Origin of the sequence: Nitrosomonas ureae (assembly GCF_001455205.1) — a bacterium.
In the GTDB taxonomy this organism is placed as follows: domain Bacteria; phylum Pseudomonadota; class Gammaproteobacteria; order Burkholderiales; family Nitrosomonadaceae; genus Nitrosomonas; species Nitrosomonas ureae.
This window is the reverse complement of record NZ_CP013341.1, coordinates 2,234,378-2,251,263: the sequence shown is the minus strand read 5'-3', so window position 1 is coordinate 2,251,263 and position 16,886 is coordinate 2,234,378. Positions and strand designations below refer to the sequence as shown.

Genomic DNA, 16,886 nt, shown 5'->3' with positions numbered 1-16,886 from the left:
TGAAATGTACCCATTCAAAATGGGATTTATAGTTAGTAATAGAAAACCATATAAATGTGTGGTTTAGATTGCAATAGCAAAAAGAATTTTTACGGAAAATTTATAATTTATCCGCAGTGAAGGTATCACAATCGCCAATTTTTCCTGATTTTAACCCTTTTCTAAACCAGCGTACTCTTTGCTCTGAACTACCATGTGTAAAAGATTCGGGAACAATATAACCTTGTGATTGTTTTTGTAAACGATCATCCCCAATGGCCGATGCAGCGTTTAAACCCTCTTCTATATCTCCACTTTCCAGAATATTACGAGCTCGATGTGCATTATTTGCCCACACGCCTGCAAAACAATCAGCTTGTAACTCTTGTCGAACTGATAAGGCGTTTTTGTGATATTTATTCATATTTTTACCCTCAGCAATGACCTTGTCAGAAATGCCTAATAAAATTTGAATATGGTGGCCAATTTCATGCGCAATAACATAAGCTTGAGCAAAATCACCGGAAGCGCCCAATTTTTTCATGTCATCAAAAAAGGTAAGATCTATATAGACTTTCTGGTCATAAGGGCAGTAAAATGGGCCTACTGCGGCTTGTGCAAAACCACATGCTGACTGAACAGCACCACTAAATAAAACAAGAGTAGGTTCTTTATATTTTTTATTTAATTGTTCGGAAAATAATGTTCTCCATGTGTCTTCCGTATCCGCCAGAATTACTGAAGTAAATTCCTTTGCCTCCTCTTGACCACTGGGGATTGGTTGAGTTTGGGTATGCAAGGACGCACTTCCACCACTTAAAATTTCAGTTCCTTGCATGACAATACGTGGATCAATATCGAAAAATAGGGCTGCGAGTACTAATAGGAGAATACCTATGCCTCCGCCACCGACACCTCGAGAAACGCTCAATCCGCGCCTATCTTCTATATTTTGACTACGACGACCAGTTTTCCAAAGCATACATTACTCCAACTATAAGAAGTAGAGATATCGTATCGTTTGCTTCTTGATACTTTATTTCTCAAGGAATTATCAATTATAAAAAACACAGATTAAATTCTTTCTTAGAATCTTTTTTCTAAAGCAATTTCTTCCAGAATGTTTTTAATGCTATGTTAAAGACCTCTGCACAACCGCAAGAATTTTGCTGTAGCGACAGAGAAAATTTTCCAAGTGACACTTGTTGCACGTCACTTTAATAGAAAGTGGAGTTTTTTCCTTTTTTTAGGTGAATTTTTCCCCCTTATGTAATATTTGGACGGATCGCTCCCCTTAATGGTTGGTCTACGAAGATTTTGTTGGCTGCTTTCTTTAGATTCATGCAGATACTTTTCAGTATGACTTGGGCGTTGACTTTCGTCGTACCGAAGTAGCTGGCGCGTCCCATTCTGAATAAGCGTTTGATTGTGCCGAAACACTGTTCGACAATATAGCGTTTTTTACTGATCAATTGATTCGCCAGCTTCTGGCGTGACGAGAGGGGTTTATTCTTGTACGCGCGATGCATGATTGCGCTCTTGATCTTTTGCTTTCTTAGAAATTGCCGATTGGCATTGCTGGCGGATCCCTTGTCGGCATACACCCGATTCGCCTCGATATGCGCACCATCGATAGCGGCTTCGAAATGCATCATTTCGCTCTGGTTGGCAGGGGCGGTGTGAACCCCGCGCACATAGCCGTCTTGTGCGTCCACCACCAGGTAACTGCGGTAGCCAAACTGTGACTTCTTGCCTTTCTTTAGCCAGGTCGCATCCGGATCCGCGCTTTGTTCTTCGATACAGTTGATTCCAGGTTGACTGCCATCTTCAAACTGAACAACCTTACCTTCTTCGGCATCCACCTCCAGTGTGATGGTCTTTTTAGGGCGTGCCGCTGACTCAATCAGCGTGGCATCAATGACCGCTCCTGTCGCACCCTTGATCATCAATCCGTGGGATTGAAGCTGTTCATTAATAGAGGCCAGCAGATCATCTAGCCGATCGTTGGTTATTAGCCGGTTACGGAACCGGCACAAAGTGGTTTCGTCCGGGATCGCATCCGACAAGGACAGTCCGCAAAATTGCAGAAAATCAATGCGTACACACAGTGCTTGCTCCAACGCAGCGTCCGATAAACTATGCCACTGACCTAGCAGGATCGCTTTGAACATCAACAACCCATCAAACGGCTCTTGGCCTCCACCATGCGATAACTCGCGCTTGTACAAACCCGTAAGTTTCGGACGTAATTCCTCCCACTCAATTAGGCCTTCAATCTTCACCAGAACATTTTCTCGCTTCAATCGCTCTGCTAATTCCAGTGTTCCAAAACTCATCTGCATCTTTTGCTCCAACTGTCTTTTAACCCCCTCTATTTTAGTTGGTTATTGCACTGGCAGGCAAGGTTGTGCAGGAATCTTTGTTATTTAATAACCATAGAGTTCCAGTTATTTTTTAGCTTTTTCTTTTCCTTTTACTTCCGCTTCTTGAATTTCTTTTTTTTCTTCGTCGGTTAAATTTATATGTTTATTCATATTTTTCTCGACTTTGCCACTTTCCACAAAATCTTTGGTTGCCTCATTATATTCTTTAGCGGCTTCTCGATTTCCTTCACCTTGATTCTTTTGATTCATGATACGTCTCCTAAAAGATATTTTTCAAATATTATTTCAGTATGGAATAAAAATATTTGAGGCTAATAGTTAATTCAATCTTGAACTTGACTAAATGGAATTAAAAATGAAGTTATATCCTACAGGCGTATGAAACAAAGTAATGTACGAAAAACCACATAGAGGAAAGTATTAGCAGAGATGATTTTTGATCTTGCAAAGCTTTAGAAAATGTTTTCTGACAACTCCTCAATGCTCTCAAAAAATTTGAAAAATCCAAATTAACCAGAGCTTGTTGACGTTTTGATATAAGTAATAAACGACCCCGTGGCAAGACCACGGGGTATTAGAAAAGCTCAAGTTGACGCAGTTCTTCTTTTGGTTTGCCTTGATTCTTTACATACCGCTCAACCACACCCCAATCCGCTCTTTCCCCTACAGTTGCAACATAATAGCCATCCGTCCAAAACTCACCACCCCACAGATCTCGTTTCAAATCCGGCTTCCACTTAAACAATTCCCGCGCTGTTATGCTTTTGAACACCCTAACAATCTGACCCGGTGCAATTTTCGGATGTGCCGTACAAAGTATATGTACGTGGTCTTCGTCGCAACCTATCTGCTCAAACTCAATGTCGTATCGATCTTCTATCGCTTTCGCAGTCATCATAATGATTTTTACAACTGCGTCATCTAACAGTCCCCGTCTGTATTTCACAGGAAATACAATGTGATAATGTATCTGCCACCCACAGTGGCTCGCCTTCTCTACGACATCTCGCATCCCATCATTCTAAAGCCTAATTAGATCCCCGTGGCAAGACCACGGGGAATCGCAAGTTTAATTCGTTTCAGTAGCAATATAAAAAGCAGTGGGTGAATCCCCACTGCTTTTACATTTTGGACTCAAGCATAAGAATACATTAATCTTTGGGAAAAGAAATTTAAGGCTTTAGAAACTAAACAACAGATACCGCGGGAATATTTATCGCTATATTTATTTCTAATAAAATCAGAGTTAGCAGAATAAGAATCCACTCCATTACTCGCTTCATGCCTCTCCTCGATACCATGTGGTCCGATTGGTAAACTTCCAAACAAGCATAGAATAATAATTGAAAATGAAATGTGCTAACTGACATAGAAATGCTCCTGTCAAACGGGTATTAACTGTATCTGAATAGAGTATCAGCGGCTTTATAATAAAATGCCGGATAAGATTTGTGCGCTAACATACATTGGATACGTATAATAGAAATTTACTGGATAGTTTGAAAGCATAGTGTCGCTCATTCTTCTTTATTCTTTATTCTTTATTCTTTATTCTTTATTCTTTATTCATACAGTATGGAGACTGACGTGACCGAAAAACATATCAACCCTCAAAAAAATCACCTCCTGGCTTCATTACCTGAGACAGAATACGATCGTATTTTTCCTCATCTTGAGCTTATCCAGATGCCTCTGGGCAATGTTATTTACGAATCCGGAGAAAAACTCCATTACGTCTATTTCCCCACGGATTGCATCATATCGCTACTTTATGTGATGGAGAATGGTGCTTCAGCGGAAATTGCAGTGGTCGGCTTTGAAGGGGTTGTCGGCGTTGCTCTCTTTATGGGCGGACAAACGATGCCAAATCGTGCTGTAGTACAGAGTGCAGGGTATTGTTACCGGATACGACAGAAACAATTTATGGAAGAATTTAACCGTCACGGGCCGTGCTTCACAATTTGCTGAAGTACACCCAAGCCCTTATCACCCAAATGGCACAAACGGCGGTTTGTAACCGGCATCATTCGATTGATCAACAACTTTGCCGCTGGCTGCTGCTCAGTCTCGATCGACTACCTTCCAATGAACTAGCCATGACACAAGAATTGATCGGCAATATGTTAGGCGTACGCCGCGAAGGTGTTACTGAAGCTGCGGGGAAATTGCAGCAAGCCGGATTGATTCAATACATCCGAGGCCATATCACCGTGATAGATCGGAAGGGATTGGAAGCGCGGGTATGTGAATGTTACGAAGTAGTTCGAAAAGAATCCGAGCGTATACTTCATTCCTGATTTCATTCTTTCCAATTGCATAACTTGTTATTAATTCATTCAATAAACTAATTGTCTCTCCATTTTTCGCAGACAGAATAAGCGAAAAATATTGATTATCGTGCAAATATCTTAAAGTAAATTGATAGTTTTGCATGAAAAGGTTAATTACAAAAAACCGACATTTTCACCTCATCTATCTTCGAAATTTACCTATTTTCTTCAAATGTTCGGTAACGAACAGACCGATCGGACGCTCAAGAGGATTATCTAGGTTCTAAGCCCAGTACTTGTTAATCCCAGGAACTTAGGATTCTATTTAATAAAAGGAGCAATATCATGATTCAAGTTAAAACAAATACAGTGATACCATTTGTTATCAGTACAGCATTTTTGCTAGCGAGTACATCCGCAATTGCCGAATATTCTCAGACGCAGAATAAAATAGATGACAGGCAAGACAAAGTACAGCAATCGCAATCCAATGCGTCTAAAAAGAAAAGTGAAGAAGAAAAAAGCGGCTCAAGTTCTTCTGAGAACCGTGATCGCGATACAAGCAGCTCGACCGGAACGGATAAGAAAAAAAATTCCCCCACAGATAAAAAAGGAAATTATTAATTTAGTTTCTACATGTTCAATAACTACTACTGAAAGATTTTGGCTGTAATTTCATTGTAGATAGTGACCACCAATCAAATATTTATTGTTTACAGGTTTACTGGGCATGCTTGGTTACAAAAATAAAAACTGAGCTTGTGCGGTGTTCTTAAATAAATCGTGTGTGTCACTCCTAAATGATTATTTGTCAGCAACTAATTTTTGTAACGGGTTGCCAACTATAGGTATAGGGGTTGCTATCAATTCGATGAAGTTTGAACTATGTATCATTTAGAAATAAGGAGAAAACACATGATTAGCTGGGCAGTTACATTTCTGATTATCGCTATTATCGCAGGCCTACTCGGGTTTTCCGGCATTGCGGGAACGGCCACTCAAATAGCATGGATTGCGTTTGTGGTCGGTATTATTATGGCTATCGTCTTCTTTCTGACTGGAAAACGACCTCCTGCCATTTGAAGTAGAAATTTATGCGCCATTCTGAAAAACTGATGAATTAAGCGCATGAGTCTTTGCTACGTTTAATTATGGATCTTCTGGAAACTGCTAAACATTGATCCCCAGTCTATAAGAGCCTAGCTGGTTTTATACACAAGCGTAATCTTCAGTATAACGCATTCCATTTCTCAGAAATCTCAGAAAATTACGCCAAAACTTTACTAAGCATTCTTGCTAAGTAGTTCACTATATCAAAGAAAATTTAATTTTTTATTTAAATAAAAAGAGAGCCTATTATGAAAGCATTAATTCTAATGATTACACTAATTACTATTACCTTATTGTCTGCATGTAATACTCTGAGTGGAATAGGAAAGGATGTTAAGAAGGGTGGTCAGGCAATTGAAAAATCGGCAAACTAAAACTTAGTTGCAGAAGTTTTTCCTGTATGAATCACGTTTCCTATCGCATAGATAGCAAAGATTTTTGCAGTATTAACAGTGAGCACCGCCACCTCAGCCGCCCAGTGATATGGATATCAAGAGTTCACTGATTATTTTTTTACATACAGAGTACTCTTATGTCGTCTGCTCAAGTAATTATAAGAACTAATCATTTGTTAGCTGCTTTACCTGGTAATGACTACAAAAAATTACTTGCAAGTGGTGTAGAAACCGAACTGGTCTTTGCAGAAGTGTTATATCACGCTGGCAATCCGATTTCCCATGTTTATTTTCCTACCACGAGCATTATTTCCTTAATCACACCAATTGATAATGACCGCAATCTGGAAATAGGGTTGGTTGGTCGTGAAGGTATGTTTGGCCTTCCCCTCATCTTGGCAGTTGATGTTGCTTCATGTAACGCTGTGGTTCAAGGGGCAGGTCAGGCATTACGCATATCGACACCTATATTTTTGCTACAACTTCAGAAAAGCGCCGCATTTAATCAGAAATTAAAACGCTATCTTTTTGTGGTGATGAGCCAAATTGCTCAAACGGCAGGATGTAATTTCTTCCATGTTATTGAGGCTCGACTTGCCCGCTGGCTTTTGATGACCCAGGACCGGGCACAATCCGATCATTTTTATGCCACACACGCATCCTTGGCTAATATGCTGGGTGTAAGGCGTGTTGGCATCACCAAAGCAGCAATTTCTCTCCAAAAAAGCGAATTAATTATCTACAAACGTGGAAATATCAAGATTCTCGATCGCGCTGGACTCGAAGCGGCCTCATGTGCATGCTATCGCATAGAGAAAGAAATTTACGAAAAGATTTTAGGCTAAAACAAAAAGCTTAGAATCAATCCAATATGGATTAAGATAAAGCTGATTCTAAGCATTAATGAGGACACACTTATGCGTTCTCATCATACCAGCTAGTTGTAACAACGTAATTTCCTGGAAAATTCCTGCAATGCGCCGATGCCACTCTCCTCGGCCAGCACACACCAGTTTTCTAGATCCTTTACCAGTTGCTCCGTGGAGGTGGTAGAACTACTCCACAAGGCAACAAGATTTTGTCGCATTGAGTAGATAGTGCTCAACAATTGACTCGAATGAAGCGCCTGATCCAACGCCACCTGATCTTTCTCCGCCATCCGACCGACATCCGTTTGCAACCAATGTCTAACTGCTTCCAGCGCACGGGCATCTTGCAAACCTGGAATAGCTCGCGTGCTTAAGTTATGAATTTCAGTGATTGTAGGTTGATTCAGGTAGCTAGCGAACCTCGCTAGCACATCATAACGGTGGGCGATTACGGCTTTCAAAGTATCTACATCACAAGGAAATTTAGTCAGTTTAAAACGAATCTCGGGTGTCACTTTACATACGGTTGCTAAACCCAGCATCTCCAGAACGCGAATGTACATCCACCCAATGTCGAATTCCCACCACTTGTTGGAGAACCTGGCGGAAGTCACATAGGCATGATGATTGTTGTGCAGCTCCTCTCCTCCGATGATAACCCCCCATGGCAGTATGTTGGTGGAAGTGTTGTTCGTCGAAAAATTGCGATAACCATAATAGTGTCCAACACCGTTAATGACCCCGGCGGCGAAGAACGGAATCCACAACATCTGTATCCCCCATACAAGGAATCCGATTGGACCGAATAAAACAAGATCAAGTGTCAGCATAATGCCGATACCCAACACGACATGCTGCGAATATAAATTACGTTCGATCCAGTCATCGGGCGTGCCATGACCGTATTTGACAAGCGTTGCGGTATTCTTAGCTTCTATACGATATAGCTTGGTACCATCAAACAACACTTTGTTGAGGCCATGTACCTGCGGGCTGTGTGGATCTTCGTCAGATTCGCATTTGGCATGGTGTTTACGGTGTATAGCCACCCATTCTTTGGTGACCATTCCGGTGGTAAGCCATAGCCAAAAACGGAAGCAGTGGCTGACCATGGAGTGCAGCTTCAGCGCGTGATGTGACTGATAGCGATGGAGAAAAATCGTTACAGCTACAGTGGTCATGTGGGTCATGATTAGCGCAACTAACACATAGCCCCACCACGGAAGCTCAATCAGGCCAAGCTGCATAAATTGTTGCATAATAAATTAGATCCTTTACTCAAATTAAATAAAACTTCCCTGCTGTTCTTTATGCGTGGTTTTCATATTTTGAAGCCATGGCGAAGTAGTGCAATATGAAAAATCTATTCATCAAGAGAAGGCAAAACGCTGATGGGTTTCAATCTAACATAGCAGCGTTCCGCCGCTACCGACTTCCTCGCACAAATTAAACAATATGCTCAATCCGGGATCATTTCTGTGCGCTATCGAACATATTGATTTTTTTATATTTATTGAGAATCTTACGCGCTTTAAAATCAAAGTTATATGTTTGCAATATTAGAAGGTCCATATACAAGTAACTTCCACCAAATTGTCCAGTTACACGTCAGTTTGTTCTAAAAAGGTGCGGCAATTTGCCACATTGTAATTTTGTCAATATACAATAAAATTAATCATAAATTGATAAAGCCACCCTTGTCGCAAGATAAGCTCGGAAAGCCTACAGATCTCCATCACTGAGACCGCTGGGTTGCCTCCCTTGAATGATGGGAGTCACTGAATCGAGAAGCATCAAATCTATCGACTTCAGATCATCATTCACCCATGAAAGCCGGAAGCTACTGTTTATTAACTCAATATATAGTCAACGGCACACTGTAATTGGTTTAGAAGTATTCAATTATTATTGGAGATTCCAAATGAAAAAACAATTTGCAAGAATAACAAGTATGCTTATTTCAGCAGCTATCATTTCTATCACCGTGCTAAGTGCAAGCGCGCATGCTGCTGATGCCGTAGGATTTAAACCTTGGACTGGTGATAATAATGAGCTTAACTTGGGCAGCAGCATTTCTGCCACGGAAACCGGTCTACAAAGCGCATACTCGGACAATCCCGCTCTAAATAATTCTGCCTGGGCTCATACTGGAGATTGGTATACCTTTAAGAATAACAGTCTCGCAGATGTTGCCGTAACTGTTTCCGGAGATTCCGGTTTTGCTCCCGGGTTTACGGTTTGGGCCACTGGCGGTACCGAATTCGATGGTGGAACCACCGGCTTTGGCGGCGAACTCAGTGCGGCAGGATTTGGCACGCCACATTCCTTTAATGCAACTGGCGCGATGGGCGATGCGGGAACATTATGGATGGCGAGCGGTAATGGAGGCAACGTACTCGAAACTTTGGGTTATGCAGTTTCCGGCCCTTCGCACACCATTGGAAACGGGTGGGGCGAAACCATTCACACAGGGGCAAATGACATAAGTTTAACGAACACTTTCGAGAATGGCATTAGTGGCAGCACTGGAGCCAATTCCGCATCGCTTGTGTTCAATGACTTAGCGCCAGGGTGGTATGCCATGTACATCGGAGGTACTAACAACGCCACTGCAGGCGGAGCCTTTGAACTGCATATCAGTGCAGTGCCGGAACCTGAAACTTACGCGATGTTGCTCGTTGGTCTGGGTCTTGTGGCTTGGCGCCTGAAAAACCGCGGAAAAGCTTTGAATAACGTTGCAGCCTAAAATAGTAATAAAACAATAGCGGAAACGGAGCATTTTCCAGAATCGCTCCGTTTCTTACCGTGAAGAATAAATTCTTCCGCACGTACTCAAAACAAAACACGCAAGCAACTTGAAATTCCTTGAAATGCATGCTTAGGAGTAAGAATATGCCCAACATTATAAAAAAAATTATAAGCGCACTAACCAAGATAGGTTGCCTTACTTTTTTTACTGGGTCACTCCTGCTAGCGGATGGCTTTGGTCCTATCCCCATGTCCTTGAAAGGAGCACCGGTTCCCAATGTACCTGGCTTAGTAGGTGGCTCTGATCCCATTATTATCAATAAAAATAAAGCTCTAATACTTGGGAAGGCCTTATTTTGGGATATTAATGTCGGAAGTGATGGGATCGCGTGCGCTACCTGTCATTTTCATGCAGGTGCGGATCGACGCATTAAAAATCAAATTGCGCCGGCAGGTAAAAATAGTGAATTGCCAAAGGAATTTGAGCTTGCACGCGACGGCACACTACGTGGACCTAATGCGATCCTGAAGAGAAATGACTTTCCTTTTTATCAAACCGATGATCCGCTCAGCCCCACAGGCTCCGTTATTTTTAACAGCGATGATGTAGTATCTTCGTCGGGAACCTTTGGCGGTGATTATCGAGATGTCAAATCAATTGCGACAACAAATGATCAATGTAATCGCAGTTCTGATCCGGTTTTCCATGTAGGTACAAAAGGGACGCGCAAAGTTGAGCCGCGAAATACACCAACTGTCATTAATGCCGTTTTCAATTTTCGTAGCTTCTGGGATGGCCGTGCCAATAATATTTTTAACGGTAGCAGTCCTTGGGGAGATCGCGATCCTGATGCCGGTGTCTGGATTAGAAATGGCGATGGCACGGTTGCCAAAGAGCGTTTGAGACTCATCAATTCCTCACTCGCCTCCCTGGCCATCTCTCCACCATTGGATGACTCCGAAATGAGTTGTCACGGACGGACCTTTGCCGATCTTGGCCGTAAGTTACTGAATCGCAAACCACTCGAGCATCAGCGTGTGCACTGGAATGATAGCGTACTGGGTGGATTGGCGCACAGCACACCCAATAATTTACAAAAAGGATTAAATACGAGCTACCATCAATTGATCATGGAAGCATTTAATCCCAAGTATTGGGATTATATTCACACTGGCCCATTTGGCGTGCCACCGCTTAGCTCTGCAACGCATAGCACACCCTATCGTCAGGTAGAGGCTAACTTTGCCATGTTCTTTGCGCTTGCGCTCCAAATATATCAATCAACCTTGATATCCGATGACTCACCCTTTGATCGCAGCGCTGTGGATGAGCATGGCATACCCGTAAATTTAAGTGCATCAGCACAACGTGGCATGGATATTTTCCGTGATTCGCACTGCGCACTTTGTCATATCGGCCCTAACTTTACTTCGTCAGCTGTGGTAACCAATGGTATTTTGCAAAAATTAAATCCGCATGCTTTCGGTAATTCCACATTCCGTGTCAGTACTACAACTGTGGTAACCAGTCTATCGTTGACCGGCGGCATGATGTTTCAAGATACGGGTTTCTCTGGCACCGGTGTCACTCCGGTAGAAAATGATATTGGCTTGGGGGGCACTGATCCTTTCGGTAATCCTTTATCGTTCTCTGATCAATATTTACAGCTTCTGGGAGGCAACGTATCCGGGGTTGTAGATCCTTATGTTGCAAATGTAAGGCCTTGTGATCTGGATACGTCGATTGCTATCGAGAGTAACAATCCCCATCCTTTATTTTTCACACGTGTGGATGGAATACAAAGACAAAAGCAAAACACTGTCAATTGTTTCAATCCGGCAGGTATATTTATACCAACAATAAATGCCGCATTGACAGAATTGAGCAAACCCAAACGAAAAAGATTCTTAAGCGCCGCGAATGGCTCGTTCAAAATTCCTACTTTAAGAAATATCGAATTAACCGGGCCCTACATGCATAACGGCGGCATGGCAACATTGGATGAAGTATTGGCGTTTTATACGCGAGGCGGTAACTTTGCAACGCCTCCGAAAGAATTTGCCAAGATTTTTGCGCTGGTTGACTTGCGCCTCGCGCCACAGAAACGTACCGACTTACTCAATTTTCTAAAAAGCTTAACCGATGACCGGGTGCGCTATGAAAAAGCACCATTTGACCACCCGGAAATACGAGTGCCGCACGGTCATATTGGAGACAACTCATCAATCACCAAGCAAAACCCCATGAATGCGAGCCTTGCAGCTGATCAGTTTCTGGTTATTCCCGCTGTCGGAGCTGCTGGAAGAATACAACCATTGCAATCTTTTGATCGCTTCTTACAATAACACCATAAAAAGCGGATTATGCTGGGGTCTGTAAAGATTTCACATCGATAACCACAGATCTCGCATATAAAGGTTATCATGCTTTCGTAATTTCTCTTCAGTTTGGCGTATCGTGTTTACCCTTGTTTGCTCATGCTTTAGCCGCGCAAAAGCATTTTCTACCCAATGCCGATCTATACAAATCCCAACCCATAACAGACTCCGGAATAAAACATCGGTTTCTTTTATTTGGCTACAGCACTATATTTCCTTCCCCATTCATCCATCGACAGCAGGATGGTTTTAAGGGAATGCCCCAGCGGCGATAACGAATATTCAACGCGTGGAGGAATTTCATTGAAATTATTTCTGACAATGAGTTGATGTATCTCCATTTCGCGTAGTTGTCGGCTTAAAGTGCGGTGGGTAATTCCTGTTAAGCTCCTTTGCAGCTCGTTAAATCGCATCGTACCGTTTAACAGGTGGTGAATAATCAAAACCTTCCAGCGTCCCCCAATTATTTTTAACGTAACCTCAACGGGGCAACACACTTCTTTAGTTGGCATTTTTGAATCTCCCTGTTTTCTGACAGTATCCTTTTTGTGCGTACTTGTAATTTAATCCGAGGGTATTATTCTATTGCACATATAAAAAACTTTTTAGGATAACAATTATGCCAACAGAACCTGGAGTATCCATCAAAAAACTGTTGTCTATTCAGAAAAATGCAAATCAACACTGGGTCGGTGATGGGTTTCCGGTGCGCACGTTGTTTTCTTACTCAGCGCTGGGATCCGTGATCAGCCCTTTCTTATTGTTTGATTACGCAGGGCCAATGGAATTTTCACCCACTGAACAGCGTCATGGTGTTAGAGAACACCCGCACCGCGGTTTTGAGACAGTTACTATTGTTTATAGTGGCGAGGTGGAGCATCGTGACAGTTCCGGTGCTGGCGGTAAGATCGGTCCGGGTGATGTGCAATGGATGACAGCGGCTTCCGGTCTGGTTCATGAAGAATTCCACGGGCGCGATTTCGCGCGGCACGGCGGCATCCTTGAAATGGTGCAACTGTGGGTAAACTTACCCGCCAGGGATAAGATGTCGCCTCCCCGTTATCAAAGTATTCTGAATTGCCAGATTCCCGCCATCGATCTCCCCAATCATCAAGGGAAATTGCGCGTCATTGCCGGTGAATTCGACGGCATTGCAGGACCCGCGCACACCTTTACACCGATCAACGTCTGGGATTTGCGCTTAACCGGCAATCAGCCGATCGAACTTGCCGTGCCTGACGGCTACAACACATTGCTGGCAGTACTCAAAGGCTCAGTACGCGTCAATGGATCTGAAATCATTGATACAGCGGAAGTGGGCCTGTTTGAGCGGCCGGGCGATTATATCTCTATCGACAGCGCGCCCGATACAATAGCGCTGTTGCTGTGCGGTGAACCAATCGATGAGCCCATCGTAGGCAGTGGCCCGTTTGTCATGAATACAGCGGAAGAAATACGCCAGGCCATGACAGATTACCAGAGTGGCAAAATGGGAAAGATAGCATGAACTCATACAATTCAAGCAATAACATCTACCGAACCGATCACCATTCAATATAGAGGAACAAAATGACTTTGGAAGAAAAACTCAACGATTTAAATCAGATGATTCTGCAGGGCGAGATATTGGAATCGATGGATAAGTATTACCACCCCGATTGTACCGTGATCGAAAAAAATGATGTGGTGGCACAAGGGCTAAAACAAGCCAAAGATCGGGAGTCAGAGCTATTCGAAGGCGTTGAGGCATGGCTTAAATCGGAAATTGTATCGACCGCCGTGGGTGAAAACGTGACCATGACCGAGTGGCATTATGAATATCAACATAAAGATTTCGGGCACAAGAAGTTTGATCAAGTAGCGGTACAGCACTGGAAGGATGACAAGATCATCAGTGACCGCTTCTATGCGTTGTACTGAACTATCATTTCCTCATTAATAACCTAAAGGAGTATAACAATGAACAAAACCTTCAAATACAACAAGCTATCCAAAGATGATGCCGTTTTACTGCTGGTTGATCATCAAGCGGGGCTGATCTCCCTCGTGCAGGATTTTTCACCGAATGAGTTTAAAAATAATGTATTGGCACTGACCGCGTGCGGCAAGTATTTCAAGTTGCCAACCATTCTGACCACCAGCTTCGAGGAAGGCCCGAACGGACCGCTGGTTCCGGAAATCAAGGCCATGTTTCCCGATGCACCTTATGTAGCGCGCCCCGGCAACATCAATGCCTGGGACAACGAAGATTTTGTTAACGCAGTCAAAAAAACCGGCCGCAAGCAACTGATCATTGCCGGCGTGGTTACCGAAGTCTGCGTCGCTTTCCCCGCGCTATCCGCCATCGAGGAAGGTTATGAAGTATTCGTAGTCACCGATGCTTCCGGCACTTTTAATGAAGTAACCCGCGATGCAGCCTGGATGCGCATGCAGGCAGCGGGGGTGCAGCTGATGAGCTGGTTTGGCGTAGCGTGCGAATTACACCGCGACTGGCGCAACGATATTGAAGGCCTAGGCACCTTGTTCTCTAATCATTTGCCTAATTATCGCAATTTGATGACAAGCTATTTTGCTATCACCAAAAAGTAAATCCGCAAGCTCGCAGTGAACGACGAATCATCATGAGTGAGAATGAGATAAATGTGCGCCGCCGCCGTGTGTTGCAAGCGGCCGGAGCCACGTTACTGCTTTCTAAAACCGGCGCATTTGCAGATCTCTCAAAAGGACCCTCAATGAATAGCATTTCAGCGCAACTGATACTGCGTAACGGTCAATTTACCACGCTTGATCGTCAAAATCCGCAAGCGACAGCTGTTGCCATTGCGGATGGTCATTTCAGCGCCGTAGGAAGCGACGACGAAGTCATGCGTCATGCCGATAGCGCTACGCAAATAATTGATCTTAATCGTCGCCGCGTCATTCCGGGGTTGATCGATTCACACTTGCACCTTATCCGCGGTGGGCTCAATTACAATCTGGAGTTACGCTGGGATGGCATTCCTTCTCTGGCAGACGCCATGCGCCGTTTGAAGGAGCAAGTGGCGCGCACCCCTGCACCGCAGTGGGTACGCGTTGTGGGCGGTTTTACTGAAATGCAGTTCGCCGAGAGGCGCCTGCCGACATTGGATGAAATCAACGCCGTAGCGCCGGATACCCCGGTTTTTATTTTGCATCTCTACGATCGCGCCCTGCTGAATCGCGCAGCATTACGTGCTTGCGGCTACGATCGTGATACGCCTAATCCACCGGGTGGTCTGATTGCCAAGAATGCCAACGGGGAACCGACCGGTCTGCTGCTGGCGGAACCCAATGCATTGATTCTGTATTCAGCCCTCGCCAGAGGGCCCAAGCTGCCGTATGACTATCAAATCAACTCCACGCGCCATTTCATGCGGGAAATGAATCGTCTGGGAGTAACCAGCGTAATTGATGCCGGCGGTGGCTATCAGAATTATCCCGATGACTACAGAATCATCGAGGAACTGCACCATGCGAAGGAATTGACCTTGCGCATTGCCTACAATTTGTTTACTCAGAAGGCTGGGGAAGAAATTGCGGATTTCACCCAATGGACCAAAATGCTGAAACCTGGCGACGGAGATGGTTATTACCGCCACAACGGTGCGGGCGAAATGCTGGTATTTTCTGCTGCGGATTTCGAGGACTTCCGCATGTCGCGCCCGGATATGCCACCAAACATGGAAAATGACCTGGAAGCCGTGGTGCGTATTCTTGTTAGCAATCGCTGGCCGTTCCGCTTGCATGCCACATACAATGAAACCATTTCGCGTGCACTGGATGTATTCGAGAAAGTGAATCGAGACATTCCCTTCGATGGCATTCACTGGTTCTTTGATCACGCCGAAACCGTGACCGATATTAATTTAGAACGTATCGCCAAGCTGAGTGGCGGCATCGCCATTCAGCACCGCATGGCCTACCAAGGTGAATTTTTCGTTCAACGTTACGGCAGCAAAGCTGCAGAGCGCACACCACCTTATCAGCGCATGCTGGCGATGGGCGTGAAAGTCGGCGCAGGTACTGACGCCACCCGCGTAGCCAGCTACGATCCCTGGAATGCATTGTACTGGCTTACTACCGGCAGGACATTGGGCGGTCTCCCGCTTTATCCATCGGCCAATCTGGTGGATCGCGAAACGGCATTGCGGCTTTATACACAGGCCAATACTTGGTTCTCCAACGAAGAAGGTATCAAAGGCCAGATCAAAACCGGCCAGTATGCCGATCTCGCCGTGCTGTCAGCGGATTATTTTACGGTTCCCGAAAACGAGATCAGGCAGCTTGTCTCAGTACTTACAATAGTTGGCGGACGAATTGTTTATGGAGACGATGAATTCAACGCGCTTTCTCCACCCTTGCCACCCGCCATGCCGGATTGGTCACCGGTAAATCATTTCGGTGGTTATTTTAAACCGGTAGCAAGCGACGCAGCTTCACACCAATTTGCTCAAACAGCCTGTGGCTGCGGAAGCCGTTGTTCCGTGCATGGCCATGCGCATGGTCGTGCATATCAGGCTGCTGTCAGTGCCGATGATCAGCGCGGATTCTGGGGTACACTCGGCTGCTCATGCTGGGCGGTATAATGTTCATAGCCGAATATCTATCGCAATCCGGCGTCGACAATCTACAGCCATCCTGTCTGAAAGAGTAATAAAAATCGATAAAAGAGAGGAAATTATCCCTCTCAAGCACATATTTGAGCATCTATCATTGATGTTAAAATCGTAGAAT

The 16,886-nt window shown here is 44.2% G+C and carries 16 protein-coding genes, 1 pseudogene and 1 riboswitch; of the genes and pseudogenes, 11 read left to right on the top strand and 6 right to left on the bottom strand.

Going from position 1 to position 16,886, the window contains the following annotated elements; translation table 11 throughout:
* Nucleotides 1–100 precede the first annotated feature (100 nt).
* From ypfJ to tnpA, 4 genes are all read right to left on the bottom strand, one after another.
* Complete coding sequence (gene ypfJ / locus ATY38_RS10285; RefSeq protein WP_062559215.1) at nt 101–961, bottom strand: KPN_02809 family neutral zinc metallopeptidase; 861 nt, start codon at nt 959–961, stop codon at nt 101–103.
* 283 nt (nt 962–1,244) lie between these two features.
* Entirely contained in the window at nt 1,245–2,321 is a 1,077-nt protein-coding gene (locus ATY38_RS10280; protein ID WP_062559214.1) for an IS5 family transposase, read from the bottom strand.
* A 105-nt stretch (nt 2,322–2,426) separates the two neighbouring features.
* Complete coding sequence (locus ATY38_RS10275) at nt 2,427–2,612, bottom strand: hypothetical protein (protein WP_062559213.1); 186 nt, start codon at nt 2,610–2,612, stop codon at nt 2,427–2,429.
* Nucleotides 2,613–2,937: 325 nt separating this feature from the next.
* Nucleotides 2,938–3,375, bottom strand: coding sequence for an IS200/IS605 family transposase (gene tnpA, locus ATY38_RS10270; RefSeq protein WP_062559212.1), 438 nt, complete (start codon nt 3,373–3,375; stop codon nt 2,938–2,940).
* Nucleotides 3,376–3,938: 563 nt separating this feature from the next.
* Between tnpA and ATY38_RS10260 the strand changes: the two are divergent.
* The 5 genes and pseudogenes from ATY38_RS10260 (at nt 3,939) to ATY38_RS10250 (ending at nt 6,983) form a co-directional block, all read left to right on the top strand.
* Nucleotides 3,939–4,660 (top strand): annotated as a pseudogene (locus tag ATY38_RS10260) (Crp/Fnr family transcriptional regulator).
* Between the two features lie 318 nt (nt 4,661–4,978).
* A complete protein-coding gene (locus ATY38_RS10255; protein WP_062559210.1) occupies nt 4,979–5,257 on the top strand; it encodes a hypothetical protein in 279 nt (92 codons plus the stop codon).
* A 291-nt stretch (nt 5,258–5,548) separates the two neighbouring features.
* The gene (locus ATY38_RS15520; RefSeq protein WP_074701960.1) at nt 5,549–5,716 is read left to right on the top strand and encodes a DUF1328 domain-containing protein; all 168 of its coding nucleotides are present in this window, start codon (nt 5,549–5,551) and stop codon (nt 5,714–5,716) included.
* 293 nt (nt 5,717–6,009) lie between these two features.
* Nucleotides 6,010–6,117: an entericidin A/B family lipoprotein gene (locus ATY38_RS15515; protein ID WP_418006997.1), complete on the top strand. Its 108-nt coding sequence runs from the start codon at nt 6,010–6,012 to the stop codon at nt 6,115–6,117.
* A 158-nt stretch (nt 6,118–6,275) separates the two neighbouring features.
* Nucleotides 6,276–6,983, top strand: coding sequence for a Crp/Fnr family transcriptional regulator (locus ATY38_RS10250; RefSeq protein ID WP_062559209.1), 708 nt, complete (start codon nt 6,276–6,278; stop codon nt 6,981–6,983).
* 92 nt (nt 6,984–7,075) lie between these two features.
* Here ATY38_RS10250 and ATY38_RS10245 read toward each other — a convergent pair whose 3' ends face one another.
* Nucleotides 7,076–8,254: a DesA family fatty acid desaturase gene (locus tag ATY38_RS10245; protein WP_062560178.1), complete on the bottom strand. Its 1,179-nt coding sequence runs from the start codon at nt 8,252–8,254 to the stop codon at nt 7,076–7,078.
* Between the two features lie 433 nt (nt 8,255–8,687).
* A riboswitch (cyclic di-GMP riboswitch) is annotated at nt 8,688–8,767 on the top strand.
* 161 nt (nt 8,768–8,928) lie between these two features.
* On the opposite strand from ATY38_RS10245, the gene ATY38_RS10240 reads away from it, so the two are divergent.
* The gene (locus tag ATY38_RS10240; RefSeq protein ID WP_062559208.1) at nt 8,929–9,753 is read left to right on the top strand and encodes a PEP-CTERM sorting domain-containing protein; all 825 of its coding nucleotides are present in this window, start codon (nt 8,929–8,931) and stop codon (nt 9,751–9,753) included.
* A 146-nt stretch (nt 9,754–9,899) separates the two neighbouring features.
* Nucleotides 9,900–12,101 carry a cytochrome-c peroxidase gene (locus ATY38_RS10235; protein ID WP_062559207.1) on the top strand — a complete coding sequence of 734 codons (2,202 nt, stop codon included), beginning with the start codon at nt 9,900–9,902 and terminating at the stop codon, nt 12,099–12,101.
* A 224-nt stretch (nt 12,102–12,325) separates the two neighbouring features.
* Here ATY38_RS10235 and ATY38_RS10230 read toward each other — a convergent pair whose 3' ends face one another.
* Nucleotides 12,326–12,646 (bottom strand): winged helix-turn-helix transcriptional regulator, encoded by a 321-nt coding sequence (locus ATY38_RS10230; protein WP_062559206.1) that lies wholly within the window; start codon nt 12,644–12,646, stop codon nt 12,326–12,328.
* A 107-nt stretch (nt 12,647–12,753) separates the two neighbouring features.
* Here ATY38_RS10230 and ATY38_RS10225 point away from each other — a divergent pair, with 107 nt between their 5' ends.
* From ATY38_RS10225 to ATY38_RS10210, 4 genes are all read left to right on the top strand, one after another.
* Complete coding sequence (locus ATY38_RS10225; protein ID WP_201011889.1) at nt 12,754–13,641, top strand: pirin family protein; 888 nt, start codon at nt 12,754–12,756, stop codon at nt 13,639–13,641.
* Nucleotides 13,642–13,703: 62 nt separating this feature from the next.
* Entirely contained in the window at nt 13,704–14,054 is a 351-nt protein-coding gene (locus ATY38_RS10220) for a SnoaL-like domain-containing protein (RefSeq protein ID WP_062559205.1), read from the top strand.
* Between the two features lie 39 nt (nt 14,055–14,093).
* Nucleotides 14,094–14,723: an isochorismate family cysteine hydrolase YcaC gene (gene ycaC, locus ATY38_RS10215; RefSeq protein ID WP_062559204.1), complete on the top strand. Its 630-nt coding sequence runs from the start codon at nt 14,094–14,096 to the stop codon at nt 14,721–14,723.
* Between the two features lie 32 nt (nt 14,724–14,755).
* Entirely contained in the window at nt 14,756–16,738 is a 1,983-nt protein-coding gene (locus ATY38_RS10210; protein ID WP_201011888.1) for an amidohydrolase, read from the top strand.
* The last annotated feature ends 148 nt before the right edge of the window (nt 16,739–16,886 follow it).